This window comes from Halomonas sp. TD01, from assembly GCF_923868895.1.
Taxonomy (GTDB): Bacteria; Pseudomonadota; Gammaproteobacteria; order Pseudomonadales; family Halomonadaceae; genus Vreelandella.
Genome location: NZ_OV350343.1, coordinates 2,277,534 through 2,303,191, shown reverse-complemented (window position 1 = coordinate 2,303,191; position 25,658 = coordinate 2,277,534). Strand labels below are relative to the sequence as shown.

Sequence of the window (25,658 nt, the reverse complement as noted above, 5' to 3'; positions counted from 1 at the left end):
GTTAAAAACAAATAACGGTACATCTGCAGCCGACATCAAAATGATAATTACCCTCATTGTGCCGTTTGCCAGGTTCTTTTAACCGGAGAGGCACATGACGTCTATTTTTCACGCTGCCGATGCCAACCACCTTCTTGCTGATCTGCCTACCGCTGAGCGGGACGCTTTTATGGCCAGTTGCGAAACCGTGCCGCTAGCGTTTGGCGAAGTACTGTTTCAGCCTACCGACACAGTCACCCACGCCTACTTCCCCATCAACAGCTTCATTTCACAGATCGTCATTCTAAATGTGGATAGCCGACTTGAAGTCGCGATGGCAGGACGTGAGGGCATGCTAGGTATTTCTCTGGTACTCGGCGTCGAAGAAGCCCCCCTACTTGCATTAGTTCAAGGTGAAGGGCTAGCCCTACGCATTAACGCCGCCAGCTTTCAACGGCTCCTGTTAAGTAGTCCTGTATTGCATCAACGCCTGAAACGATACCTCTATGTGGTCATGAACCAACTGGCTAACTCAGCAGCTTGCATTCATTTTCACCGAATTGAAGAGCGACTCGCTCGCTGGCTATTAATGACCCATGACCGCGCCAAGACAGATAGCCTGCAGCTGACCCACGAGTTTCTAGCCATGATGCTAGGCGTTCGACGCGCAGGGATTACGCTAGCGGCCATTGCCCTGCAGACACGCGGCCTTATCCGCTATCGTCGCGGAGAAATCATCGTTATTGACCGACAAGGACTGATCGAAGCGTCCTGTAAATGCTATGCCGACGACTGCGCACTGTATTCCAAGATATTGATATTAAAAGAATAACCATTATAGCCAACACAACAATTTGCTGATAAGGCAGCTAGGCATCTCTGACGTAAGCGGCGATGTAAGCCATCAGACATATGCCCCTTTCGTCCTGCCTTTACGCTGCGGGTAGCCTTTGTCCTGAATTCATGCTGAAGCCTGATATTGGCCGTTATGCACTATGCTGGTTAAACCACTGCATTACTGGGAGAGCGGTATGAATAAGGACGTCATCAACGCCATTCGAGAAAAAGAGCAACTACCCGATAGCATGACTGACAGTGAAATAGCGCGAGAATACAAAGGAACGTATACCGCCGCCAGAGCCGCCGTGAGCTTAGAGCACAAACCGCTCGATCAAGTGATCAATGACGCCATGGCCAAAATCTTTCCATTTATGCGCAATAAAAAGAAGTAAGTGCTAGTGGTTTAAAAAGCCACTACAAGAAAGTATTTCAGAAACTTTTTATGGGTACGCGCAAAATAAAGCAGGAAGCTAATACAGGCAGGTAGATTATTGCTTGATGGTGTCAGTTTTGGGGAAAGGTCAACTGCATGCCAAGGGACTTGTAACCCCCTGTTTGAGGTAAAACATTTAGAAATGGTGGGCCCAGTAGGACTTGAACCTACGACCAAGGGATTATGAGTGCAACCAAACAAACTTTGGGATCGCGCCTGCAACGTGTAAACCAAGCAATATCATAGGGTTAGTATTTTCCATTATGTACACTACTTACAAGGTAAACACCCTGTTAGCAGCCAAATGACAACCAGGCGGCGACCAGATTTGCCGTCAGGTACAAGTCATAGCAACCGACAATGATTAAAAAAGGAGTGTTCCGAATGAGCATTTTTGACGAACTCCAAGCATCGCTGCAGGAAGCCGTTGAGATTAAACAAAGAAAAGCGCAGGCCAGCCGCATTACACGCCATGACGTGGCCGATGTGAAGGCCATCCGGGCCAAGCTTCATGTCTCTCAGGCGGAGTTTGCTGAAGCTATGGGAATCAGTGTTGACAACATCAAAAGCTGGGATACCAAGCGCCGTAACCTAACCCTACAGGGCTAGCCGCTAAAGTGCTGGCGGCTATTCATGACAACCCTGCTTTTTTTCAACAAGTTTGCTTCGCATTAAAGCCTTATTTTCTGGAGGTTCCACAAAGGCAGCTTTGCTATCCTGAATAAGCGGGGCGGATGCAGATTCCGTGTCGTCTTAGGGATAGGTATGGCAAGGCGTAAAGCAAGCAATACTCGCATCTTAGAGGCCAAAAGATGAATGGGATGCGCGTTTCCTATACGAATGTCTAATAGGATATCTCTTGATACCGAGATTTAACTGAACTATAAGTTTAACTGTTTAGGCATTATTGCATCAATGGCGATGTCAAATAATGCCAACACGTATATACAATCAATCGGCAAGAAGAGCAGCGTGAATAAACACTCTTAGCTGCTGATTGATTAATAGAGCAAATGGGCTCTCTCGGGATTAATCCCGAGAGAGCCCTTTTTTTTACTACAAATATAAGAGGTCGAAAAATGCGCCACGGTGATATTTCTAGCAGTAACGATACTGTAGGTGTTGCAGTTGTTAACTACAAAATGCCTCGCCTGCATACTAAAGCAGAAGTTCTGGAAAACGCCCAACAAATTGCCGATATGGTTGTTGGAATGAAGCAAGGTCTGCCTGGCATGGATCTTGTAATTTTCCCAGAGTACAGCCTGCAAGGAATCATGTACGATCCTGAAGAAATGATGCAAACAGCAGCTACGATTCCCGGAGAAGAAACCGAAATTTTTGCTAAGGCCTGCCGTAAAGCTAATACATGGGGTGTTTTTTCTATCACAGGGGAGCGCCATGAAGAACACCCTAATAAAACTCCCTACAATACTCTGATCTTGATGAATAATAAGGGCGAAATCGTACAGAAATATAGGAAGATTATTCCGTGGTGCCCCATTGAAGGATGGTATCCAGGAGGAGAAACCTATGTCTCCGATGGCCCCAAAGGCATGAAAATCAGCCTCATCATTTGTGATGATGGAAATTATCCTGAAATCTGGCGTGATTGCGCCATGAAAGGTGCTGAGCTAATTATTCGCTGTCAGGGTTATATGTATCCATCGAAAGAACAGCAAATTATGATGTCTAAAGCCATGGCATGGGCAAATAACTCCTACGTTGCTGTTGCTAATGCTGCTGGATTTGATGGCGTATATTGTTACTTTGGCCACTCAGCTATTGTTGGATTTGATGGAAGAACTCTGGGCGAGTGTGGGGAAGAAGAAATGGGTATTCAATATGCCCAGCTTTCCGTATCTCAAATTCGCGATGCTCGGGAAAATGATCAATCGCAAAACCACCTCTTCAAAATGCTACACCGTGGATATAGTGGTATGCATGAATCAGGTGACGGCGATAAAGGTCTTGCTGAGTGTCCTTTTGAATTTTATAAGACTTGGGTTAATGATGCAGAAAAAGCAAGGGAAAATGTAGAAAAAATAACGCGGAGTACTGCCGGAGTAGCTCAATGCCCTGTAGGTAGCATCCCATATGAAGGAAAAGAAAAGGAAGCCTAATACCTAATATAAATAAAAGCATAAAGCCACCGGCTATTTTTTAGCCGGTGTGTTGTCCAATTAAAAAAACTAACAAGAGCGACTCATATGCCTTTTATAAACGATATGATTACTGACTCAGATCAAAAGAAGAAAAATATTGAAGCTTTACAAGCTGAAAACTCATCAGAAAATGATGTTATTAACTCACACATTTCCAATAGTAAAGAACTTAATAGTAGGTTTAGATTTGATATTGATACTGTTATGTCTTCTGTAAAGTCTGAAATTATTGGACAAGATCAAGCAATCCTTGCTGTGGAAGACATGCTCAAGGTTGTTCGTGCTGATATAACAGATCCGAGAAAACCCCTTTATACCTCTTTATTTCTTGGGCCAACTGGCGTAGGAAAAACTGAGATTGTTAGAGCTCTTGCAAGATCGCTTTATGGCGATGCTGATGCTTTTTGTCGTGTAGATATGAACACGCTTTCACAAGAACATTATGCTGCATCACTTACCGGTGCTCCTCCTGGTTATGTAGGAGCTAAAGAAGGTAAAACAATAATTGATCAAGAAAAACTTGAAGGCAAACTAGGCCTACCTGGCATTGTCCTTCTAGATGAAGTTGAGAAAGCTAGCAAGGAAGTGCATCAAGCTCTTTTAAATGTTTTTGATAATGGATTGCTTACAGTAGCATCTGGGGAAAAAACATACAGCTTCAGAAATGCTATAATTTTTATGACGAGTAATCTAGCGGCCCAAGAAATACAACAACTTGAAGAGAAGAATCAGCACCCAATTTATGGAATGATTACGAGAAATACCTCTGGAAGAAAAAAAGCTGTAGACACTATGGTGAAAAAGAAGATGCTCAACACATTCTCACCGGAGTTTGTTAATAGAATTGATAACATCATAATATTCAACTGGATTGAAGCTAGTACGGTTGAAAAAATTGTAGATCTTGAAATAAAAAGGCTCAATCGTAGGCTTAAAAAGCATAACTGCAAGGTGGAAGTTGAAAACGATATTGTTAAGCTTATAGCAAACTCTGGTTTTGATCGCCAATTTGGGGCAAGATCACTTCGTCGTTCCATGAGAAAAGTTCTCGAGGTACCTTTGGCTGAGCATCTTCTAGATCATCATAAAGCTGATAAAATAAATTTTAATAAAATTATTTATAAAGCACAACTTGAAAACAGTAAAGTAAAATTTATAACAAAGCAGATATAAACCATGACGAATGATTCAAACAGTAGCACGACAGTTGGCCTGTTGTTTTCTGATACTGGCGTAACGTCTGATATCGAAAGATCCCAGAGGTTTGGAGCCCGTCTTGCAATAAATGAGATCAATAATAGCGGGGGGGTAAATGGATTTCCAATCCTTATAGAAGAGCACGATTTAGGAGGAGAACCAGAGAGGTTTAGATCTTACGTTGACAAATTGATAAAAGAAAAAAATATAAAGCTTTTTATTGGCTGCTATATGTCACACACACGAAAATCAGTAATGTCATCTATAGAAAGGGCTGATGCTTTATTATTTTACCCTACTCCTTATGAGGGTTTTGAATATTCGCCAAATATAATTTATGGCGGCCCATCACCAAACCAAAATAGCGCTCCTTTAGCTGCATATTTAATTAAAAACTATGGAAATAAAATTGTTTTTGTAGGGTCTGACTACATTTACCCTAGAGAAAGTCACCATGTAATGCGTATGCTTTATAAGCAACATGGGGGGGAGATTCTAGATGAAATTTACATCCCTCTATATCCTTCTAAAGAAGAAGTAGAGCATGCGGTTAAGCGTGCTGTAAGCATGGAGCCAGATGTAGTTTTTTCAACAGTCGTTGGACATGGAACATCGGAGTTTTACAGCCATTTTGCTGATCATTATTTAAATAAAAACAGGCCTCCTATTGCTAGTCTAACTACAAGTGAAGCGGAAATACGTAAGATGATTCCTTCGGTAGCGGAGGGAAACATAGTAGTAGCGCCTTATTTTACAACTGTAAAGACAAGTAAAAGTCTTAGGTTCATTGAAGCTGCTAAAAATTATTTCCCAAGAGATGTTTGTATCACAGCTTGGGCAGAAGCCGCATACCATCAAACAATGATGTTATGTGAGTCTATCCGAAGATCTAATAGCTCTAGAGTAGAAGATATAAAGAAAGAATTATATTCCTTTCATTTTGAAGCACCACAAGGAGAAATTTGGATAGAAAAGGAAAACAATCATACCAACTTAGCCTCTAGGATTGCCGTCATCAATAGCAAGGGAGACTTTGATGTCAAATGGACATCTCCATGCCCTATCAAACCAGACCCATATGTTGTGGTACATAGACTTGATGATTGGTCGAATTTGATGCCTAAGGTTGTCTTCCCATGAAAGAATCACCCATACTTTATAGCCTCAGAGATTTGCAAGTTCTTGTTATGTATCCAGAAGGAGAAGTGAATGATTCTTTATTATTACAACTAATACGTATCGGCTGCAATGTAAGGCATTTATGGCCGCCACCTGAAAAAATTAGCTTTGAAGTAGATGTGGTATTTTCAGCCATTTCTCAGGATCGCTTCTACTCAAAAATAAAAAACTTATCCAAAGGATTTTCTAATGAAGCAACTTTTATTACTGTTATTGAATATGAAAGTCCTACTGTAATATCTCAAATGTTAGAGATAGGCGCACACGGAGTTATTTCCTTACCGATTAACTCAAACACTATACTTCCAAGCTTAGTGCTTGCTAGAAATAACAGCGAAACCATAAAAAAATATAATCGCAGCATAAACAAATTAGAAGAAAAGCTAGCGCTTATAAATGTAGTTAACAAAGCTAAAATATTATTGATGCAGAAATTTAATATAGAAGAGGAAGAGGCACATCGACACTTAACAAAAAAATCGATGGAAGAGAGAAAAAGCTTAATAAAAACTTCAGAAGAAGTTCTAGCGACTTACGACAAACAATCAAAATAGCGGAGAGTTTAAAATGATATTAGGGCTTACTCTTTTATATGTTGGAGCTGTATTATTCGTCAATGGAATATGGTTACTAGGCAAGATTAGCGATAAAGAAATATCAGTTATAAACATTCTTGTTGGCACGCTGAGCTTTCTGACCGCCTTGTACTTAATATTCCACGACCCAGGCAATTTATCTTCAATTAGTGCAGGTGCATTCACGATTCTTTTTGCATTTACATATTTATGGGTTGGGGCTAATCAGCTCTTGAAAGTAGACGGTACTGGGCTGGGGTGGTTCTGCCTATTTGTTAGCATTACAGCTGCTATTGTAGGTATAAATTCTATATCTTCATTAAGCGCTGACTTTAGCCTTTGGAATACATTTAATTGGTTTGCCTGGTCTCTGCTTTGGTTCTGCTTTTTTACTCTTTTGGCACTTTCAAAAAACATACAAAAAAGCGTGGCTTTTTACTCCATATTTTGTGCCGTATTCACAGGATGGATACCTGGAATAATGATCCTGCAAAAAATGATAACAGTTTGATTTCAAGAATTTATAAGATATGTCCTCGACAAATAAGAAAGGGGCCTCCCCCTTTCTTATTTTTAGCTAGCCTCATTGGATCTGAAATATTTCGCTTCATCATGCGATAAGACCCCCTCTGTCAGCTTAGACATGATGGATTGACCTACCCCTTACCCCTCTGTCAGCCTAGTTGTCCGGTTGGCGATATCGTCTAAATCTAACTCAGAGGGAGCGGTATGGAACTCATGTGCCACGTTATTCCGCAGAGCGCAAAGCCGCCGTACTGAAAAAATTATTACCACCGCATAACCGCAGTGTGGCGTCGGTTGCGACAGAAGAAGGCATCTCTGATGCGGCCCTGTACAATTGGTTAAAACAGTGTCGAGAGAAAGGAGTGCCTGTGCCAGGTTATCGGTGATTTTCAACCCAGTTATCCAAATAGCTGCGTTTAAGCAGCCTGTTTATTAAGCTCTATTTCATGCACTTTGCCTGGGTTCAGTGAGACCGAACCTGTCAGCGCCCAGTATCTTGTATTACCTGACCAGCGTTTTGGGTGCCGACGTTTAGCCTCTTCATAAACGGCTTTACGTTGCTCAAGATGCACATGATCGAGGCCGCGATGCCGCTCAGCTGGCGTGACATACTGGATGCCACTGTGAAGATGTTGCTCGTTATAGGCTTGCTCGAACGTCAACATCCACTGCGTACCGCGCTCAGCGATTTAAAGCCTTTGCTGGGCCACGTCGGACAGTATTTGACGGTGCGGAACAGGGCTTCCGAGTAAGGGTTGTCATTGCTCACTCTTGGTCGACTGTAGGACATCAACATGCCCAGTTCTGTCAGCCTTGCTTTGAGTGTATAGGAGGTCATCGGCGCTCCGTTATCAGAGTGCAATACGGGTGGGTTATGCCAACAGTTTTCTCGCAACAAGTCGCGCTCCAGCAGCTTTTTGGCCAACTCGCCCGACTCTTCATCATGAACTTCCCAGGCGATGATTTTGCGACTATAGATATCCATGATCAGGTAGAGATACCAGTTCTGCCCTCGTACAACAGAGGGGCAGAAGCTGATATCCCAGCTCCACACCTGATTCGGCCCTGTAGCGGTAAAGCTCGTGGGCTCAGGTACAGTGCGACATGGCTTCATGCGTCCTCGATGATGGTGTTGTTCATGCTTTTTCAAGACCCGGTAGAACGATGACTCCGAGGCGAGATAGACGCCTTTATCCGCCAATAACGGTACGATCTGAGACGGCGGCAAGCTCTGACACTCTGGCTGATGACAGGTGTTCAAAATAGCCTGCTCCTCCTCATGGGTTAGTTGATGCGGCTGGTTGCATTGCGCTGCATGGGGTCGTCGATCTTCAACAACCACGCCGCGTTCAGAACGCCAGCGTTTGAGCGTTCGTTCGCTGACATTCATTACCTCGGCGGCTCGATAACGCGATGCGCCACTGGAGACCGCTTCATCAAATAACGCCACCAGCCTTGTACGCTCATCGAGGCGTGTCAGTCGTCCTCGTCGCTGTCGGGATCTTCGCTGTACAAGGCGTCGAGCTTTTTTGAGAGCACCAGTAACGACGTCGTCTCTGCCACTATTTTATCTTTGCGACGCACTTACGCTTTGAGCTGCTTGATGGTCTTATGGTTTTCTTTACGCTGCTTGTGCGCCGCTTTTTCCTGATTTTCTTGCCGACCAGCGCCTTCGAGACAAGCCGCTTTCCACTGCTGAGATTGCTCGGGATAAAGTCCTTCTTCGCGGCAGTAAGCGCCAAGCTCCGCCTCTGACAGGGTGACGGTTTCGATGACCACGGCTAGCTTGGCTTCGGGCGACCATTCGCTGTCGCCTTGTGTGTAACCTGGCACAGGCACTCCTTTTACTCGACACTGTTTTAACCAACTATATAGCGTCGCGTCAGAGATGCCTTCCTCTGTCGCTACCGATGCCACACTGTGATTATGGGGGCGGTAACAACTTCTTCAGGACGGCTGCTTTACGCTCTGCGGAATAACGTGGCACAAGGACTCCATGCCGCGCCCTCTGGATTAGATTTAGGCGATATCACCAACCAGACAACTGGCTGACAGAGGGGGTGGTCAACCCGCCGCGACTGCGGCCAAGTGCATGGTCTGCTGGTTCTATAGATCCCCCTTTTTGCCAGCACCGCTGGCCGACCGAGTGGCTCTAATAGATGTTGAATCCACCATCCATGTATCGAGATCCATATACCCATCTTCACGCAAACGTAGATGTAAGCGAGCCAATATCCGATCGAAGGTGCCATCATCACGCAATTGGCGAAAGCGTTGATAGACCGTCTTCCAAGGGCCATAACGCTCCGGCAGGTCGCGCCACTGCGCTCCTGAGCAAAGGATCCATAGAATGCCGTTAAGCATCTGGCGGTCGTCCCGCCGAGGACGTCCCATGGTCTGTGGCGGAGAAACGATGTCTTCGATCATCTGCCAACGCTGATCAGAAAGCTCGTAACGGCCTGCCATATAACCCTCCTGCTCAATCAACAGGAATAGCGTAACCTTGATGACTTTTCAACAGAACCTAAGGTCTACTTTTGAAGCTCTCTAAAAATGGGGGGATTACTATCCAAATACATGGTCTGCCCTACGTCGATTTTTAATGATACTTTAAATGCCGAGATAGCTTCTGCCAAATGCATCGCTTGAGTTTTCAATTGCTCTGCAGCAGTAGTAGACTCTTCAACAAGCGAAGAGTTCTCTTGTGTCATACGATCCATCTCGCTGACCGCTGTGTTCACTTGTTGAATGCCATCCTGTTGCTCCTCTGCAGCGTTAACGACTTCGCTGAGCATCGTAGCAACGTGTTCAACTGACTCAACAATTTCTTTCATCCTAGCACCTGCATTCTCAGCGTGAGAGCTACCAGTTTGGATTTTACCACTGGCGTTATCTATCAAAGTTCGAATATCACGAGAGGCTTCAGCGCTATGGTTAGCCAGCTTGCGCACTTCTTCGGCAACTACGGCAAAACCTCTACCATGCTCGCCAGCTCTTGCGGCTTCCACTGATGCGTTGAGCGCAAGAATATTAGTCTGAAAGGCAATCCCATCCATCATTTTAACAATTTCTGTAATTTGGTTTGCCGCGTTAGTAATATCAATCATCGTGGCAGTGACATCATGTACAGCTTGCCCACCTTCACGTGCTTTATTTGCTGCTTGCTTGGAGAGTCTATCCGCTTGCCGTGCTGACTCAGTAGAATGTTCGACAGTACTGGTAATTTCTTCCATAGAAGCTGATGTTTGCTGGATACTGGATGCCGCATTTTCAGTACGCCGTGAAAGGTCAATACCACCACTAGCTATCTCGTTAGAGGCATTTTTGACCGCTTCACTACTTTGCCGAATAGTGATCATTACACCTTCGATACGCTCAATAAAGGCGTTAAAAGCTCTGGCGAGTTGGCTAAGCTCATCTTTACCTCTCTCATTCAGTCGTCTAGTTAGATCCGCATCTCCTTCGGAAATATTGTTCATGGCTGAAATCGTGTTATTCAAGGGATTAATAATACTGTTAACAATGACTAAAAATAAGGCCATTACAGGTAATGATAAAAGCAGGACAAGGCCAGTAATACGCCAGAACATAGACCATAGTCTATCGGCCACATGATTCATATATACGCCAGTGCCTATAATCCAGTCCCACTGATCAAAAGTTATAACTCTAGACATTTTAGGAGCTATTTCAGTGCTATCAGGAAGCTCCCAAACATAATTGACTGTAGCACGCTCACTATTTTGAGTTCTTTCAGTCATATGCTGGAATAATGGTGTTCCCTCAGAATCTTTAAAATCAAAAAAATTGACGTTAAATCGATCTTCAACAGGCAATGAAGGATCCATTATTAGCATACCATCACGCCCATAAATAAAAATATACTCACCTCCTTCATATCGAATTTTATCAATCCTATCGATAGCATTTTGCATGGCCTCTGTTTCGCCTAGCTCTCCATTTTTATACCTCTGATAGGCATCATAAACAAAGCCCCGCGCTACATCATTAACGGCGTCCAGTTTCTTCATTTCAGCCTCAATCAGCTCAGTCCGCGATTGCATAATCATGAACGCAGACATCGCTACGATGCCAATAACCGCAATGAGAATTAAACTCCACAACCTAGCTTTTATGGTTATTTTTCTAATCAATAACATTTTAATTTTTCTCTTTTAGCTTTGTTAGGTTGATGGAGCAAAAAATTAAACTTTTTTTTTAAAAAAAGTAAAGTACGCAATATGTCCAGCCTTTAACGTTTTACGGGCATTTGGCTTCATCGGCGAGGGCCGCACCACTGCTGAAGGAAGTAGAACCGCAACATCCGCTCCAGCCCGATGGGGGGGGGGCCGGCCGCGCTTGTTCGCCGAATTCGGAAAATAAGACGATGACAGCGTTTCGATCAAGCGTTGCCATGGCACCAGAGCATCAATCTGTGCCAGGAACCGTCCCGGCGAGTGACCTTCTTCTTGTTCTGATGCTCAACCTGAGCAAACGAGTTATTTTTCATCAGCTTGCGAGTTTATTGGTACTCTCAGGTAGTCTTTTGACCCTGAATTCAACTAACAAGTGCAGCACCTGCGGTTTCTAATGCTTCTGAATATTTTCCTAAGAACACCTAGGCTGGGGTTCGGTATCCCAGCCGCTTTCTTGGTCTATCAATCAGTTTGTTGACGACGCTTCGTAGCTCTGCATTCGTCACCTTCCGAAAGTCTGTCCCTTTTGGAAAATACTGCCTGATCAGATCATTGGTGTTCTCGTTTGTCCCACGTTGGCCTGAGCAGTAAGGATCACAGAAATACACAGAGGCGCTAACCGCTTTAGCAACGGCCTCGTGGACTGCAAACTCCGAGGGTAGACGTGCTGCCAACAAATAGCCACTACGTCGCTCTACCAACGTCACTATTCCCGTTTGCTTGTGTCCATAGAGCACCGTGTCTCCTTCCCAATGACCGATAGTGAGACGTTTTTCGATAGCAGAGGGTCGATGCTCAATCCCCACACGCTTAGGAACCTTGCCAAGTCCTGCGCTTTTGGCATGGGCACGATGCCTACTGCGGCGCTTGGGCTGACGGAGGTGCCTCCATAAATCGCCCCCCCTGGCCTTATCGTCCCAAATCAACGAGTAGACCCATTGGTGGCTAACCCCTATCCCCGTAAACGGTGCCATAAAGCCGCTAACCTGCTCTGCTTCTCTAAGTCTGTCAGACACAGCATTTACGAGGCTAGGAAGCCGCTTTGTCCACTTCCAGGCGCAACGGCGTCTTTGATCGCTATAACGCTGCGCCAGTGCGGGCTCATATCCCTTAGCCCCCAAGTTACGTCTAAACTCGCGGCTCACGGTACTGCTGTGAATGCCAAGCTATTGAGCAATCTGACGCTGGCTAAATCCTACATCCCTGCGGGCAAAAATTTGATATCGTTATGCTTGGGTCAGCTGTCGGTATCCCATACTCTGCTTCACTTTGGTCGGTTAGGCAGAGAGGGTACCGCTGCTGGCCCTCCTGCCTCTACCGCATGATCCAAAGTGCTGCAGTTATTCTATGAATTCAGGGACTAAAGCCAGCTTCACTTCAGCATGATAGATTCTAGTCTCGTATAGCTAGTAGTGGGCAGCTATAATAAGGAGACGATCAATAAGAAGGTATTATTAGCTCTAATGCTGACTGGTATGTTCTTCGGAGTCGGTAACGTGTCAGCGTCCACGGCTGCATACAGCGGTGATGGGGTATCGCACAGCGGAGGTACCGATAAGAACGGTTGCCATAGGGACACTAAAGCTGGCACGCGTCACTGCCACTAAGTAAGGTTTTGCAGCGCCATAAACGTCGCCTTAGGCATGCCGCACGTGACTGTCATCTTACGGATTGCGCGAAATCACGATTGTCCGATAACGACCGAGGCTGTGTGAAAACGTTCGAAGAGCCCCGGGCCGAACAAAAATCGAACAAGAATGGCGCTCTCTCGCTCATTCTGAGGCTACTGTGTTCTAAAGCTTCTCTAGTTTTCGCGTACGGGCGCCATTTTCTGGGCAGATCGAGAGTTTTAATACAGCCTCGACCCTGAGCGATCATTCCTGGAAATGCAGCATGAGCGCGAATTTTGACTATACGAACCAATATGAAATTAATAATACAAAAAAATCATAGGCTTGGGGGATTTGATGCTGCACATGGTACAGTCAATGTGGCACGGCTGTATGTTAATCTCGTGACGGCATCCCTAGTGGCAGTCGCTCTAACTTTCGCTTGCAGAAGTAAGGAGCATAACAAAGTGCACCAAATCGCTACGGCCTTCGCCGGATGGCCTACTGCGAAAGCCACCTTTGTGCACGGGGTTAGGCATACCCAAATGAAAGATATAGAGAACCTTGCGAGAGCCCTAAAGCAAAATTTTAGTGATTCAGAGTTCATGCTAGAGAAGCCCGAGTTGATAGATAGTCTCGAAGAGAAATATTCATGCGTACCCGCCGCCCTAAAACAGCTATATGAGGCTCTTGGATACGGAAGTATCGAACATTCCCATGCTCAGTTTTGACAACACATACAGTAGCGGTGGCACTAACAGTGGTACTTCCGTTGCCTGCCAATTCTTGCGGCTACTGCTGCTGGTGTTTCTGCTGGCGCCTGTCCAGGTGTTTGCTCAGGATGCCGCTATTGAGTGGTTCGAAGCGCCGGAACCGGAAATGAGCATCGAGGATATCCGGGCCCTGCCTGAATCGCAATGGAAGCAAAAGGCCAGTAATGAAACCCTGAACTTCGGGTTCAGCAGCAGTAATTTCTGGCTCAGAGTCGAGGTGTCGGCGGAACCGGACAAGCAGTTGCTGGAAATCGGTTATCCCCTGCTGGGCGACGTCCGGGTCTACTGGTTCGTCGGTGGCGAGGAAGTGGAGCGTTACGTCACCGGTAACCGCTGGATGTTCACTTCCCGCCCCATATATCACCGTAATTTTGTCTTCCCGGTGCCCTCTGGTACCGAGCCAGCCACGGCGTACGTGCGTGTGCAGACCGAGGGGGCGGTGCAGATTCCCGTTCATGTAACCACAGAGTTGGACTTCCTGGCGTCTGAGCAACTGAATTACGGTTGGGAGACAATGTATCTGGGCGTCATGGTCGCGATGGCACTGTACAACCTGTTCATTTTCATGATGGTCCGGGATCTGGCCTACCTGTGGTATGTTCTCACCGTTATTGCCTCAACTCTGGTATTGCTCAACTTCAGTGGCCTGGTATTCCAGTGGTTGTGGCCCGATCTGCCGATTATCAACCGGTATTTCGCGCCGTTGATTATCTCCGCCAACGCTTTCTTCGCCGCCATGTTTACGCTGAGTTTTTTGGAAGTGCGACGATACAGTCCTGTCGCTCACCGATTGCTGCAAATACTCGTGCTGATTAGTGTTGGCTGTTTTGTCTATGGCCTGTTCGGTAGTTATCAAATTGCCACTGTCCTCGTCAGTGTGCTTGTTGCGGTTGCTACTGCGCTGGGCTGGGTGATAGGAATGGTTGTCTGGTACCGGGGGCAGGTGCTTGCCAAGTTCTATTTTCTGGCATGGACCCCGCTGCTGTTGGGGCAACTGGTATTTGCCATCAGCAAGATGGGCCTGATTCCCACCAACACCCTGACCGTGATGGCGCCACAGATTGGCGCAACGCTGGAGGTCGTTCTGTTGTCGTTTGCTTTGGCCTATCGCATAAACCTTGAACGTCAGCACCGAATCGAGGCCCAGCGCTATGCCCTGGACATAGAGCGCCAGGCCAACCAGACCCTTGAGGCACGGGTCCAGGCACGCACGGAAGAGCTGGAGCAGGCTAATGAGCTGCTCAAGGCGGTCACAATAACTGACGGCCTGACCAAGGTGGCCAACCGACGCCGGTTTGATGAAAAACTGGAAACCGAGTGGAATCGCGCACTTCGACATGGGCAACCGGTTAGTCTGGTAATGCTGGATATTGATCATTTCAAGCAGGTCAACGATGACTTTGGACACCTGGCAGGGGATGATTGCCTGGTCAGCGTTGCTCAGGTCTGTGCCGATGAAATACAGCGATCAGGGGATCTGCTGGCGCGATACGGCGGCGAGGAATTCAGCGTGCTACTGCCTGCCACACTGGAAGATGGGGCTGTTAGTATGGCAGAACGTCTGCGTGCTGCGGTCGCAGAAACGCCGATTCATGTGGTGGGTAGTGACAGCCCGATGAACCTGTCAGTCAGTGTCGGTGTTGCCACGATGACCCCGGCTCCCGGCAGTCGCCCTGCAGAACTCATAGGCCAGGCTGATGAAGCTCTCTATGCCGCAAAAAAAGCTGGCCGAAACCGGGTGATGGTGTACAGAGGCAGCGGTAGCCGGGCGATTACCGGCTCCTGATGTCAGTTCTTCAGCTTGTAGCGGCCCGGGCCGATGAAACTAACGGCAACCCCGACGAACAGGAAGAAGCCCTGCAGTTCCAGTGACCAAACGCCATTGCTGCCCAGTGCTATCAGTTCGTGGCTATGCACCATGGCAATGACCACCAGCATGTTGAAGTCAGTCAGCAGCGCACTAATATGAGTCTGGTAGCCCAGGATCACTATCAGCGGTGCCATTAACTCGGCAATGAAGACGGCCCAGGCGAACGCATAACATGACTCAATCTCCCAAGGAACCGACTGAGATTTACGATGAAAAAGCAGCAGCAGAACTATCAGAAGTAATAATTGTTGGCGATTATCTTGCTGGACATTACGAAGCTTACGACAAGAGAACCGACTGGGAATTCGGTTATATAGGTTACGATGGTGTTTCGAAACTCACTCGACAGAGTTCGAGAGTTTCACTGATTTTTGGCCACCCAGCCAAAAAGTATGGTGCTGAGAAAAATGCTTAACAATCGACTACAGAGCGACCGATTTTCCACCGCTTCCCAGCTCCAAATCGGCGCGTGGGCCGAGCGTTATACCAGAAATGCCTAAAAGGCAGGAATTGGCCGTTTCCTATCTTAACCAAAAAAAGAAAGCTTGCCTCATTATTAGAACTGCCTCGCTGGGCAGCTCTAATTTACCCCGATATATACCTACAAATACCCTATCTCCGCAAACGACTTGCACCCGTCACTACCCACCACTACGTGATCCATTACTCGAATATCCATCAACCCCAAGGCCTCCTTAAGGGGCCCAGTGATACGCCGGCCTGAATCGCTAGGCTCAGGATCTTCCAGTCAGCCAAAACAGTGCTACGCCGATTCGTCAAGATGAGCCAGAGTGGTTGCCAGATTACCGCGTATTAGCAACCAAGCGCTGGAGAAAATAAACCCTGGCGTCTGTAACCAATTGATTCTATTTGTTAAACCAGCAGGCCTGAACGGTCGACCAAGAGATTATGAGTCCAACCAAGCAAACTTTGGGATCGCGCCTGCAATGCGTAAACAAAATCTTTTCAATGAGTTAGGGTTTTCCATGGTTTACATGACTCACATGGTTTTCACCCTGTTAGCCGCCAAATGACAACCAGGCGGCAACCAAATTACCACCGCTGCAGCAGGACGAGGGTGACTACATAGCAGGCTGCATAAAGCGGCTTAGACAGTGAATCAGGGTACAGCCTGACAAGCGCACCATTGGAAAAGCAGGCTTCTGCGCTCAGCCCTACCTTCCGTGCGCAGACGTTGAACCAATTCGTTCACTGTTTGTAAAGCTTCATTCCAGGTAGCGGGCTCATCATGATAAACCAGCGGGTCGATAAAACGCTCGTAGCGATCCTTATGGATGGGGTTGGTCTCTACGCACGCTAGACCATAGTGCAGCTCATCTGCTGAGCTATTGACAAATTGTGTATGCTGCTTGCCGAACTGAGCCACGTCCGTCTGTATTACCGCCTTTACCAACCTACGTAATATAGCGATGTCATGCTCGCAGGATGTCGCCATGTGAAGATCGTAGACATGCCTCACCAGCGTTTCATCATCTTTTTGGGAAAGGACGGAATAGCGCATAGGCCTAGACAGAGCCTGATGCTACACACGCTGAAGACGCCTGCACGAAATGTTTTTTACTGCGCTGGAGTGGTTTTGGCGGCATGGCCCCCATTGGACTTCGAGAAATGAAAAAGTGCGCCTGATAGGCACCCGTGAGCCGGGATTGGCAGCCCGGCGGGCCGCCTATTCGATCAGGCCAAATCCACATGAAGTGACGAAGAACCCAAAAACTCAGATACCCTGGAATTTGGCTTATCCGAGTAATCTCGCGAGAAAGTATTGGCCTATTTTAGCAGCTTGCTAGACTATTATTCGGATCATTTCGTAACGACCCGATTTTTCGCTTATAAAAGGAAAATTATGTGCCCTAACAATTCTGATAAAATGGCCAATCTGCGAACCCATTACATCACTCACCTAGGTCAATACGAACAACAACTGGAGGCACTTTGGTCGGCCGCGGCTGATGACCAAAGCAAGCTGTCGGATATCCAGTCAATGGCGCATCGTCTGGCCGGTTCGGGCAAGGCCTATGGATTCCGGGAATTGTCGCAGGTGGCGAGAGAGTGTGAGCAGGCACTGGAGCAAACGGAACATCTCTCACGGCAGGAACGAGCACCGGCAGTATCCGAGCCGGTCAGAGAATTGTTACGGGCATTGAAACAGATCTCGAAAGCTGAACCGAACGAGGTGGCCCATAATTACGCCCAAGATGCTGCAGAAACGAAAAGCCAGTCCGAAAACGATATTCCTGTCCTGATTGTGGATGACGATAAAAACTTCGCACTCAAACTCTCGGAAAACCTCGACTCTTACGGTTATATTGCGCACGTTGAGCAGAATATTACTCAATTGGAAAAAGCAATTGCCGACTATGACCCGCTTGCTGTGATCGTCGACATGGATTTTTTCGGCGATCGCTTTGCGGGTGCCAGGCAAGTGACTTACAGGCAACATAACGATGGCGCTCCCCTTCCCATCATTTTCATCTCTGAGCATGATTCTTTCGACCTTCGCCTGGCATCCGTCAGAGCAGGCGGCAATCATTTTCTTCACAAGCCATTGGATATTTCCAGATTGACTGCCCTGCTGCGCGCAGAGCTGAACATGGCACCTGTCGAGCCCTATCGGGTCATGATTGTTGACGATGATCAAGACTTGCTGAATTTGTATGAAAACATTCTCGATGATGCCGGCTATTCAGTCAGAACGGCGGATAACGCGCAGAACGCCCTCAATCTTCTCGATCAGTTTCAACCCGAGCTGGTACTGATTGATGTCAAGATGCCTGGCTGCAATGGCATTGAGCTGGGTCGTATCATCCGCCAGCATGAAGAATTTTCTAGCATACCGCTGTTATTTATGTCGGCGGTTGCTGGTATGGATGTGCAGCTGGCCTGTGCCCGCCTGGCAAATGACGAATTCATCAACAAACCGGTAGAACCCTGGCGGCTGTTGATGATGGTCAAGTCGCGTGTTGTGAAAGGCCGCCAGTTGCGAAGCATGGATCGCGTTTTGATGACACCCGGGGCAGACGTGGCTCAAGACCCACTGACGGCGCTACCAAAACTGGTGGAAGTCCGGCGTACTCTGAACGGCCTTTTGCAACAACCGTTTGAAGGGGTTCTGGCCGTGATAAAAATGGATCTTCGGGAGTTTCACTCCATCAATAATCTCTATGGCCACTATTTTGGTGATGAGGTCCTGCAAGGTGTTGCATGGAGGCTAGGTCAACACCTGGACAAGGACAGTATGTTGAGTCGCGAGGGCAGTGATGAGTTTCTGATTCTGAGTCAGGGGCATTCCTCGCAAAAGGCGCTTGATGAGTACGTGAGGAAATTGGTTCAGGTAGTAAATCAAACGGATATGAACTCTGAGCATGGCTCTGTCTCGCTATCGGTGGATGTTGGGGTTGCGATCGCCACGGACAACAACATGACGGCAGACGAGCTCCTGGACCAGACGGATATAGCTTTGTTTAAAGCGAAAGCGGCCAAAGATGCTGAACGGGTTTACTTTGATGCAGAGCTCAAGGCTGAGCAAAAATACCGCTTTACCCTGGAACAATCGATCAGGCTGGGGCTGGATAAACAAGAGTTTGTTGCGGTTTACCAGCCAATTTTCTCAGTGGCAGAGAGGCGCATTGTCGGGTTCGAGGCGCTGGCCCGTTGGCAACATCCGGAGCGTGGTCTGCTGGGGCCGGGGGAGTTTATTCCACTGATGGAAGAGCGGGGGCTAATTTCCCGGTTAACGGAGCAGATAATCAGCCGTGTGGTGCCTCAACTCGCCCATTGGCACACCATCAACCCGGATTGGTTTATGTCGCTGAACCTCTCCGCGAAAGATATCCAGACACCGGTGTTTATCAACAACCTGACCTCGCTGATCCACGCCCATCAGCTGATGCCGGAGAAAATCGTGCTGGAAATCACCGAGAGTCTGCTGCTGGCGGACTGGCAAAGCGCCAGTCAGGTGCTGGCGTCACTCAGGTCGCTGGGTGTTCGCGTGGCACTGGATGATTTCGGCACCGGTTACAGCTCGCTGAGTTATCTCCAACGCATTAACGCCGACAAGCTGAAAATCGATCGCAGTTTTATTGAACACTGGTCCCAAACCGGGGATGCCCGCTTGTTGCGTGCTACGGTGCGATTGGGCCAAAGTATGAACATGGATGTGATCGCCGAGGGTGTTGAAAAAAACGAAGAGCTGGCTTTTCTAAAGCAACTCGGCTGTCACCAGTATCAGGGCTTTCTGAGCGCCCGCCCCATGCTGCCGGAAGACATTGAAGCGGGTGACTGGTTTTAAATATGTCGCCGGATCACACTGACGAGCTGCTCAGAAGTCAGCCTGTTTTTCAGCAATACACTCGCGACGGCTGAAGGTGCCTCCTTTCCGATATCCTCGCCGGACAAGATGACGATGGCCGCACCGGGTTGTGCGCTCTCGATATCCGGGATCAAATCCCACCCTGAGCCGTCGGGCAGACCAATATCAAGCAAAACGGCATCATAAGCGTGCTGTTTTAGCAGCCTTTTGGCATCAGCCAGGGTTCCTGCCCGTTCCAGGCTTAAGTGGTCACTGACCATGGCCGAAAGGATATCGTGTAAATCTACATCATCTTCAACGTGCAGAATTTTCGGACAGTGCCCCTGTGATAGCTGATGCCTCACCAACTCGATCAGCTTCTGCTGGTCAATGGGTTTTGCCAGCCAAGCAATATTGTCTGCCTCGGTATCAAGCTCCAGCTGGCCCTGGTTCACTTTGGCGGATACCACGACAATGGGAATGTCAGCGGTGGCTGCCTGCTTCTTCAGCCGTCTGATGATGTCGAGACCACTGACATCCGGCAACATCAGGTCAAGGCTGATCAGATCCCAGTTGCCCGCTTCTATGGATTCAAGCGCCTCTGCACCAGAATGACAGATGGCCACCCGATACCCCGCATCCTCCAGCATAATTCTCAAGAGGCTGGCAATGTCTGGATCATCTTCCACGACCAGTATTTTGGGTGACTCACTGGATAAGCCGTCGGTATTTTTGGGAGAAAGGTCAGAGGGTGCCTTTTCAGCCGGTGATATCATTGGAAGCGAAAAGAAAAAGCGCGTTCCTTCGCCGGCGGTTGTCTCGAAGTCAATCGTGCCGCCCATGCGGGTAACCAGCTGTTGGGTAATGGCCAGGCCGAGCCCCGTGCCCCCTTGTTGACGCGTGTCTGAGCTGTCCGCCTGAGCAAATCGCTGAAATATCTTGTGGTGAAAATCCTCTGGAATACCCGGGCCCTGGTCGATCACGTTGACGGTGATATCGGTATCCGTACTGGCTGCCTCGACAGTGACTGTACCGCCGTCGGGAGAAAACTTGATGGCATTGGACAGCAGGTTGGCCAGCACCTGCTTTAACCGCTGCTCATCAACCTTGACGTTTTGCCGGGGTATCTCGCTGTACAGCGTCAGTTTGATATGGCGCTCGGCGCCGTAGGCCCTGTTTTCCTCCACGGCCTGCTCAAGAATGGGTTGAAGCGGTTGAACCTTCATATCTAAATTCACTTTACCCGTCGCGATCTTTTCGATGTCCAGCAAATCATTGATCAGGTGCGCCAATCGCTCACTGTTTCGATGGGCGGTCTTCAACAGTTTTTTGACCTTTTCGGGTATATCCCCCAGCTTACCGCTCAAAGCGAGCCCGAGAGCGCCGCTCACGGAGGTCAGTGGTGTGCGCAGTTCGTGACTGACGGTGGAAATGAATTCGTTTTTCATTTTTTCCATACGCTTGCGATCGGTGATGTCCTCGGCAACGCCGAGAAAGCCGGTCAGCTTATCCGCGTCATCGAAAATGGGGGTGACGGTCAACATGACTGGCATTGAGTCACCCCGTTTGGTCAGGTAGGACCATTCCCGCGTCTCGAAGCCCTCGCGCAGGGCGTTTTTCACGAAGACATCAAAGCCTGTGACGGTCTCGCCAAGTGCATCGGACAGCGCCACCGACCGTGCTTCTATTTCAGATGGAAGATGAAACAGCGCGGGACTTTGCGCGCCAACCACGTCATTTGAGTCGTACCCGAGCAAATTTTCAGCGCCGGTGTTGAACAGGGTGATGGTTCCCTCGGTATCGGTGGCGATAATGGCAAACTCCGTTGACGCTTCCAGAACATTGCTCAGCATGGTGGAGGTGCTGGCCAGTTCGCGGGTGCGCGCCTGGACTTGCTGTTCCAGCGTATCGCGTGCATTGTCCAGTTCAAAAAAGGTCTGGCCCAGTGCCGTGGCCATGGTCTGGAGAGAAGCCGACAAAGTGCCATACTCAAACACCGGGCTTGTTGGCATCTCAGGAGGATCACGCCGGCGAATTGTCTCAGACAGTTGTTTGCTGGCGTTGTCCAGTTGTACCAACGGACGTGTCAGAAGGCGACTGAGTAAAAAGCTGACCACAATGCTCAGCAGGGCCATCACCGCCAATAAAACGAAGCTCTCATTGCGTTTACGTTCCAGGGTCTGAATCAGCGCCCCGGCCGCCTTATCCGCTATCAATTTGGTGCCGCCCGCCAGGCCATTGATCGGCAGCTGGTATTGGTAGTGTCCCTGCCGCCAGCGATTCACCAGGCTTTCATCGGAAACCGGCAGCCAGATGTCCAGATTCTCCAGGCCGGTGATCCCGCGGCTCATTCCTGATGACGTCGAGACGACGTCGCCGGCCTGGGCAATAAGGTTGCCCTCCACATTGAGCAGCGCTATGCCGTCTATGGCATCGGTGTATTCAAAGCGCCGCAGCTCGGTTTCAAGAACTTCGGAGGCATCGGGGTTCTGCCCCAGGCGATCCGCTGTGGCGGTCAGGGCGCGCTCCATGACACTGGCCAAGCGCCTCTCCAGTTCTGTTTCGTCCTCATGGCTGTCAATGATCACGGGGATGGATCCGACGATCAGCGCCAGGGTCAGAATAACATGGAAGAGCAATTCATTTAGCCGGATATAGGGTGGCAGCCATTCAACTGTCCCCTTCTGAAACCGCCACACCAGTATCTTGACCAACAGCCCTGCAATAAGGGCATTGAACAGCCCATTCAGCGACTGCTTGAGAGCAATCATGATGGCGGGCGTCGTATCCATGCCCACCACGCCTGTATACAAGGGTAGAATAAGGGTGGTACCGGCCACGAGCCAGAAAGCCAGATCGGCCAGTACCAGATTGTTCAGGCCGCGCCGGTACAAAAGGCCGACAACAACCGCTTCCAGCGTAAAGACAAGCATGGCATAGGGATGGCCCCAAAGTACCCAGGTGTAGGCACTGCCGGCCAGCGCTACCCAGACAGCAGGCCAAAAACCCACCAACCTGATGGCTAGCATCACGACGACAGAGCCAAAAATAAAATGTATGCCAAAGAACAGGGGAAGGCTGAGCATATTGCCCAAAACCGCGAGCAGAACCAGACCGAATGTGGCGATGGCTTGCGTTGCAAAGGTCATGATTTAATCACCGGTAACTGAATATAGAACTCGGCACCACCGCCAGCGGCATCGCGATAGCCAACCTGGCCGCCAAGCTGCTGGCAGATTTCACGGGTTATCGCCAGTCCCAGCCCGGTGCCGGGCAGCTTGCGGCTATCGGTGGCGTCGGCCTGGCTGAACCGCTGAAACAGTCGTTCCTGAAACTCCGGCGACACCCCGGAGCCGTGATCCCGGATGCGGATTTCAGCGGTTTCGTCCTGCTCAATGACCGAGACTTCCACAGGGCTATTTTCCGGGGAAAATTTCATGGCGTTGGACAACAGGTTCGTCAGGGCCTGGACAAGCCGCTGGCTGTCGACCTTAACCGTGATCGCTGGCCACGCCTGGGGGGTGTTAATGTTGACGCTGTGGGAATGCAGGTATTCCCGGACAGACTCAATCGCCTCATCTAGAATGGGCGCCAAGGCTTGCTTCTGCGGCGCCATGGTCATCTTGCCCGCCACCAGTTTTTCCATATCCAGCAGGTCGTTGATCAGATGCATCAGGCGGCTGGTATTGCGCTCAGCCGTTTCCAGCAGTTTCTGCGCTTTATGCGGCAGCTCACCGGCCGCCCCCCCGGCCAACAGGCCGAGACTGCCCTTGATGGACGTCAGCGGTGTACGCAGTTCATGGCTGACAGTCGCAATAAACTGGTCTTTCATCCTGTCGAGCTTCTTGCGCTCACTGATGTCCTCGACAAGCGACCAGATGACTTTCCGGCCGTCTATTTCCTCACTGATCATGCCCTGCAAGCGTACGGGGTAGCGACTGCCGTCTTTTCGTATGTATTCTTTCTCAAAAGGGCCATAACGCCCGGTTGTGCGGAGGTCCGCGAGGGCTTTCTCCTCTTCGGGCAGGTACTCTTTGGGCGTGAAATCCCAGTAACTGAGCGCGATAAACTCTTCTGCCGTATAACCGGTTGGGGCAACCAGTGCGTGGTTGAGGTCGATAAAGCGGCCAGTCTCAAAGTCATTCAGCGCAATGCCAATGGGCGAAAACTCAAACAGGCCATGAAGGCGCGCTTCACTCTGTTCCAGAGCAATGCGTGCCTTTTGCTGTTCGTCAACATCTTGAATATACCCATGCCACTGGATACTGCCATCCAGTAAACGTTCCGGTTTGGCGTCACCCGAGACCCAGCGATAGCCATGGCGTGGGTGCGCCACGCGATACTTCATGGTCAAGTTCTCCAGCGTCCGGGCTGAGTCTTCGATGGATGCGCTCAAGGCGGCCAGGTCATCCGGATGGATACGCTCGAAAGCGGGCGTGGCCTCCTGCGCGGCCTGCTCCGGGGTTATACCATACAGATCTTCAATCTGGGGCGAGCTGAAGGGGAAGACCATTGTTCCATCGGGGAAACGGCGGAACTGGTAAACCACGCCCGGCAACTGTGCCATCAGCTTGGTCAGACGATCATGACCGAGGCTGTTGGTCAACACCTCTGAGAACCAATTGGCCAGCAAGCGGAGAAACAGCTTTTCGCTTTCGTCATAGCCTTCTTGCCTGACGCGAACAGAAGAAAAGTTCAGGGTTCCCCAGGGGTGGCCGTCCACCTCCACAACAATGCCTGCATAGCTACCCAGCGAGTTGGCTTTGTAACAGGGGTGAGCGTGATACTCAGGCTGATTCGTGTCCGGAATAAAGTACTCGCGGGTAGGCCCTTCATCGGCACTGGACACCAACAAGTCGCACCAGGTGTCGCCCAGTGGGAACTGCTGACCGGCGGCCACCGGAATGCCGTCATTGGCGTCTACCCAGGCAACGGTATAAGTGTCTCTCTCGATATGGCTGAGAATCGCCATATCTGAGCCAAGATAGTATCTGGCCTCCTGCAGGGCGTAGCCAATCTTGTCATCCAGTGAGCGATGGGTGGAGAAGGCAATATCGTTCAGCAGCATCAATGCCCTGTGATTGTGCTCCAGTTGCTGTAGCGCATCGTACTCGCGGGTGATATCCACAATAAACCCTTCAAGCACAGCCGGATACTGTGGATCATCCCGGACGCACCGGCCGCGCTCTTCTACCCAGCGCCATCCCTTGGTGCGGTGGCGAATCCGGTACTCGATGTGCCACTCCGTATTCTCCGTCATCGCTTCTGCGACGGCCTCGTCACACTTTGACGCGTCGTCGCTGTGAATCAGTTTGGCGTAACTGATGCGTTTATTCCCGATCATATCGTCAGCTGTGTAGCCACTGACGTTGTCCACTTGCCTGCTCATATAGAGCATGGTCCAGTGTTCATCTGGCAGGCAGCGGAAGGTTATACCTGGCATATTGTTCAGCAGTGATACCACTTCATCATGGCTTGCCTGTAGCTTCTGCTCCATTTCGGTGGTCTGTCTGCGCTGTCGGGCATCCGCTCGGATTAGATCCTCCACCATGGCCGCCAGCTCCCGGAGTAGAGCAATCTGAGTGTCGTCAAACGATCGCGGTTGGCGGTCGATCAGGCATAGGGTACCCAGGCGATACCCAGTATCGGTATGCAGGGGGGCACCGGCATAGAAGCGGATGTCTGGGCCGCTGGTCACCAGTGGGTTATCGAAGAAGCGCTCGTCTTCAAGCGTGTCTTCAACGATCAGCGTCTCGCTTTGATGAATCGCATGGCCGCAGAAAGAGATATCCCGGGGTGTTTCTGTTGCGTCCAGCCCCTGGCGAGATTTGAACCATTGCCGATCCCGGTCTATCAAAGACACTAGGGCAATGGGCACAGAGAAAGTATGGCAAGCCAGACGGGTGATCCGGTCAAACCGCTCCTCGGGGCCCTCGGTCAGAAGGCCAGTGTCGTCCAGTGCCTGCTGACGCTCGGTTTCATTGTCAGGAATCTCAGGGGCTTTCATAGG

The 25,658-nt window shown here is 49.2% G+C and carries 17 protein-coding genes and 6 pseudogenes; 13 read left to right on the top strand and 10 right to left on the bottom strand.

From position 1 onward, the window contains the following. Positions 1–94 precede the first annotated feature (94 nt). The 9 genes and pseudogenes from L1X57_RS10420 to L1X57_RS10380 all read left to right on the top strand — a co-directional run. Positions 95–811 carry a Crp/Fnr family transcriptional regulator gene (locus L1X57_RS10420; protein ID WP_009721502.1) on the top strand — a complete coding sequence of 239 codons (717 nt, stop codon included), beginning with the start codon at positions 95–97 and terminating at the stop codon, positions 809–811. A gap of 199 nt (positions 812–1,010) precedes the next feature. Continuing rightward, on the top strand, positions 1,011–1,211 hold the full coding sequence (locus L1X57_RS10415) for a hypothetical protein (protein ID WP_009721501.1): 201 nt from the start codon (positions 1,011–1,013) through the stop codon (positions 1,209–1,211). A 425-nt stretch (positions 1,212–1,636) separates the two neighbouring features. Further along, a complete protein-coding gene (gene nadS, locus L1X57_RS10410; RefSeq protein WP_009721500.1) occupies positions 1,637–1,861 on the top strand; it encodes a NadS family protein in 225 nt (74 codons plus the stop codon). Positions 1,862–2,331: 470 nt separating this feature from the next. Beyond that, complete coding sequence (locus L1X57_RS10405) at positions 2,332–3,372, top strand: aliphatic amidase (RefSeq protein ID WP_009721499.1); 1,041 nt, start codon at positions 2,332–2,334, stop codon at positions 3,370–3,372. 87 nt (positions 3,373–3,459) lie between these two features. Next, positions 3,460–4,587, top strand: coding sequence for an AAA family ATPase (locus tag L1X57_RS10400; protein ID WP_009721498.1), 1,128 nt, complete (start codon positions 3,460–3,462; stop codon positions 4,585–4,587). A gap of 3 nt (positions 4,588–4,590) precedes the next feature. Then, positions 4,591–5,751, top strand: coding sequence for a transporter substrate-binding domain-containing protein (locus L1X57_RS10395; RefSeq protein WP_009721497.1), 1,161 nt, complete (start codon positions 4,591–4,593; stop codon positions 5,749–5,751). Beyond that, complete coding sequence (locus tag L1X57_RS10390) at positions 5,748–6,344, top strand: ANTAR domain-containing response regulator (protein ID WP_009721496.1); 597 nt, start codon at positions 5,748–5,750, stop codon at positions 6,342–6,344. Before L1X57_RS10395 ends, L1X57_RS10390 begins: the two co-directional genes overlap by 4 nt. A 13-nt stretch (positions 6,345–6,357) precedes the next feature. After that, on the top strand, positions 6,358–6,876 hold the full coding sequence (locus tag L1X57_RS10385; protein WP_009721495.1) for an AmiS/UreI family transporter: 519 nt from the start codon (positions 6,358–6,360) through the stop codon (positions 6,874–6,876). 229 nt (positions 6,877–7,105) lie between these two features. Continuing rightward, positions 7,106–7,267, top strand: a pseudogene (locus L1X57_RS10380) (transposase); the annotation flags it as partial. 39 nt (positions 7,268–7,306) lie between these two features. Here the strand turns inward: L1X57_RS10380 and L1X57_RS10375 are convergent. The 5 genes and pseudogenes from L1X57_RS10375 to L1X57_RS10355 form a co-directional block, all read right to left on the bottom strand. Beyond that, positions 7,307–8,877: pseudogene (locus L1X57_RS10375) on the bottom strand (IS3 family transposase). A gap of 72 nt (positions 8,878–8,949) precedes the next feature. Further along, positions 8,950–9,356, bottom strand: a pseudogene (locus tag L1X57_RS10370) (IS5 family transposase); the annotation flags it as partial. 65 nt (positions 9,357–9,421) lie between these two features. Continuing rightward, positions 9,422–11,050: a methyl-accepting chemotaxis protein gene (locus L1X57_RS10365; RefSeq protein WP_009721490.1), complete on the bottom strand. Its 1,629-nt coding sequence runs from the start codon at positions 11,048–11,050 to the stop codon at positions 9,422–9,424. Between the two features lie 128 nt (positions 11,051–11,178). After that, a pseudogene (locus L1X57_RS10360) lies at positions 11,179–11,400 on the bottom strand (IS5/IS1182 family transposase); the annotation flags it as partial. A 108-nt stretch (positions 11,401–11,508) separates the two neighbouring features. Next, positions 11,509–12,303: pseudogene (locus tag L1X57_RS10355) on the bottom strand (IS30 family transposase). Positions 12,304–12,549: 246 nt separating this feature from the next. Here L1X57_RS10355 and L1X57_RS18890 point away from each other — a divergent pair. Continuing rightward, entirely contained in the window at positions 12,550–12,693 is a 144-nt protein-coding gene (locus L1X57_RS18890) for a YHYH domain-containing protein (RefSeq protein WP_409559421.1), read from the top strand. A 693-nt stretch (positions 12,694–13,386) separates the two neighbouring features. Further along, positions 13,387–15,255: a sensor domain-containing diguanylate cyclase gene (locus L1X57_RS10350; protein ID WP_221927873.1), complete on the top strand. Its 1,869-nt coding sequence runs from the start codon at positions 13,387–13,389 to the stop codon at positions 15,253–15,255. Between the two features lie 2 nt (positions 15,256–15,257). Here the strand turns inward: L1X57_RS10350 and L1X57_RS10345 are convergent, their stop codons facing one another. After that, a complete protein-coding gene (locus tag L1X57_RS10345; protein ID WP_009721486.1) occupies positions 15,258–15,473 on the bottom strand; it encodes a hypothetical protein in 216 nt (71 codons plus the stop codon). A 38-nt stretch (positions 15,474–15,511) separates the two neighbouring features. Here L1X57_RS10345 and L1X57_RS10340 point away from each other — a divergent pair, with 38 nt between their 5' ends. Beyond that, positions 15,512–15,754, top strand: coding sequence for a hypothetical protein (locus L1X57_RS10340; RefSeq protein ID WP_009721485.1), 243 nt, complete (start codon positions 15,512–15,514; stop codon positions 15,752–15,754). Between the two features lie 186 nt (positions 15,755–15,940). Here the strand turns inward: L1X57_RS10340 and L1X57_RS10335 are convergent. Both L1X57_RS10335 and L1X57_RS10330 read right to left on the bottom strand, forming a co-directional pair. Beyond that, a pseudogene (locus L1X57_RS10335) lies at positions 15,941–16,075 on the bottom strand (JAB domain-containing protein); the annotation flags it as partial. A 384-nt stretch (positions 16,076–16,459) separates the two neighbouring features. Continuing rightward, on the bottom strand, positions 16,460–16,795 hold the full coding sequence (locus L1X57_RS10330) for a hypothetical protein (RefSeq protein WP_009721483.1): 336 nt from the start codon (positions 16,793–16,795) through the stop codon (positions 16,460–16,462). A gap of 408 nt (positions 16,796–17,203) precedes the next feature. Here L1X57_RS10330 and L1X57_RS10325 point away from each other — a divergent pair, with 408 nt between their 5' ends. Next, on the top strand, positions 17,204–19,648 hold the full coding sequence (locus L1X57_RS10325; RefSeq protein ID WP_009721481.1) for an EAL domain-containing protein: 2,445 nt from the start codon (positions 17,204–17,206) through the stop codon (positions 19,646–19,648). On the opposite strand, the gene L1X57_RS10320 is transcribed toward L1X57_RS10325, so the two are convergent. Together L1X57_RS10320 and L1X57_RS10315 are read right to left on the bottom strand one after the other, a co-directional pair. Then, positions 19,645–22,797 (bottom strand): response regulator, encoded by a 3,153-nt coding sequence (locus L1X57_RS10320; RefSeq protein WP_009721480.1) that lies wholly within the window; start codon positions 22,795–22,797, stop codon positions 19,645–19,647. The two genes, L1X57_RS10325 and L1X57_RS10320, sit on opposite strands and share 4 nt — an antisense overlap. Next, the gene (locus L1X57_RS10315) at positions 22,794–25,655 is read right to left on the bottom strand and encodes a PAS domain-containing protein (RefSeq protein ID WP_009721479.1); all 2,862 of its coding nucleotides are present in this window, start codon (positions 25,653–25,655) and stop codon (positions 22,794–22,796) included. Before L1X57_RS10315 ends, L1X57_RS10320 begins: the two co-directional genes overlap by 4 nt. Positions 25,656–25,658 lie beyond the last annotated feature (3 nt).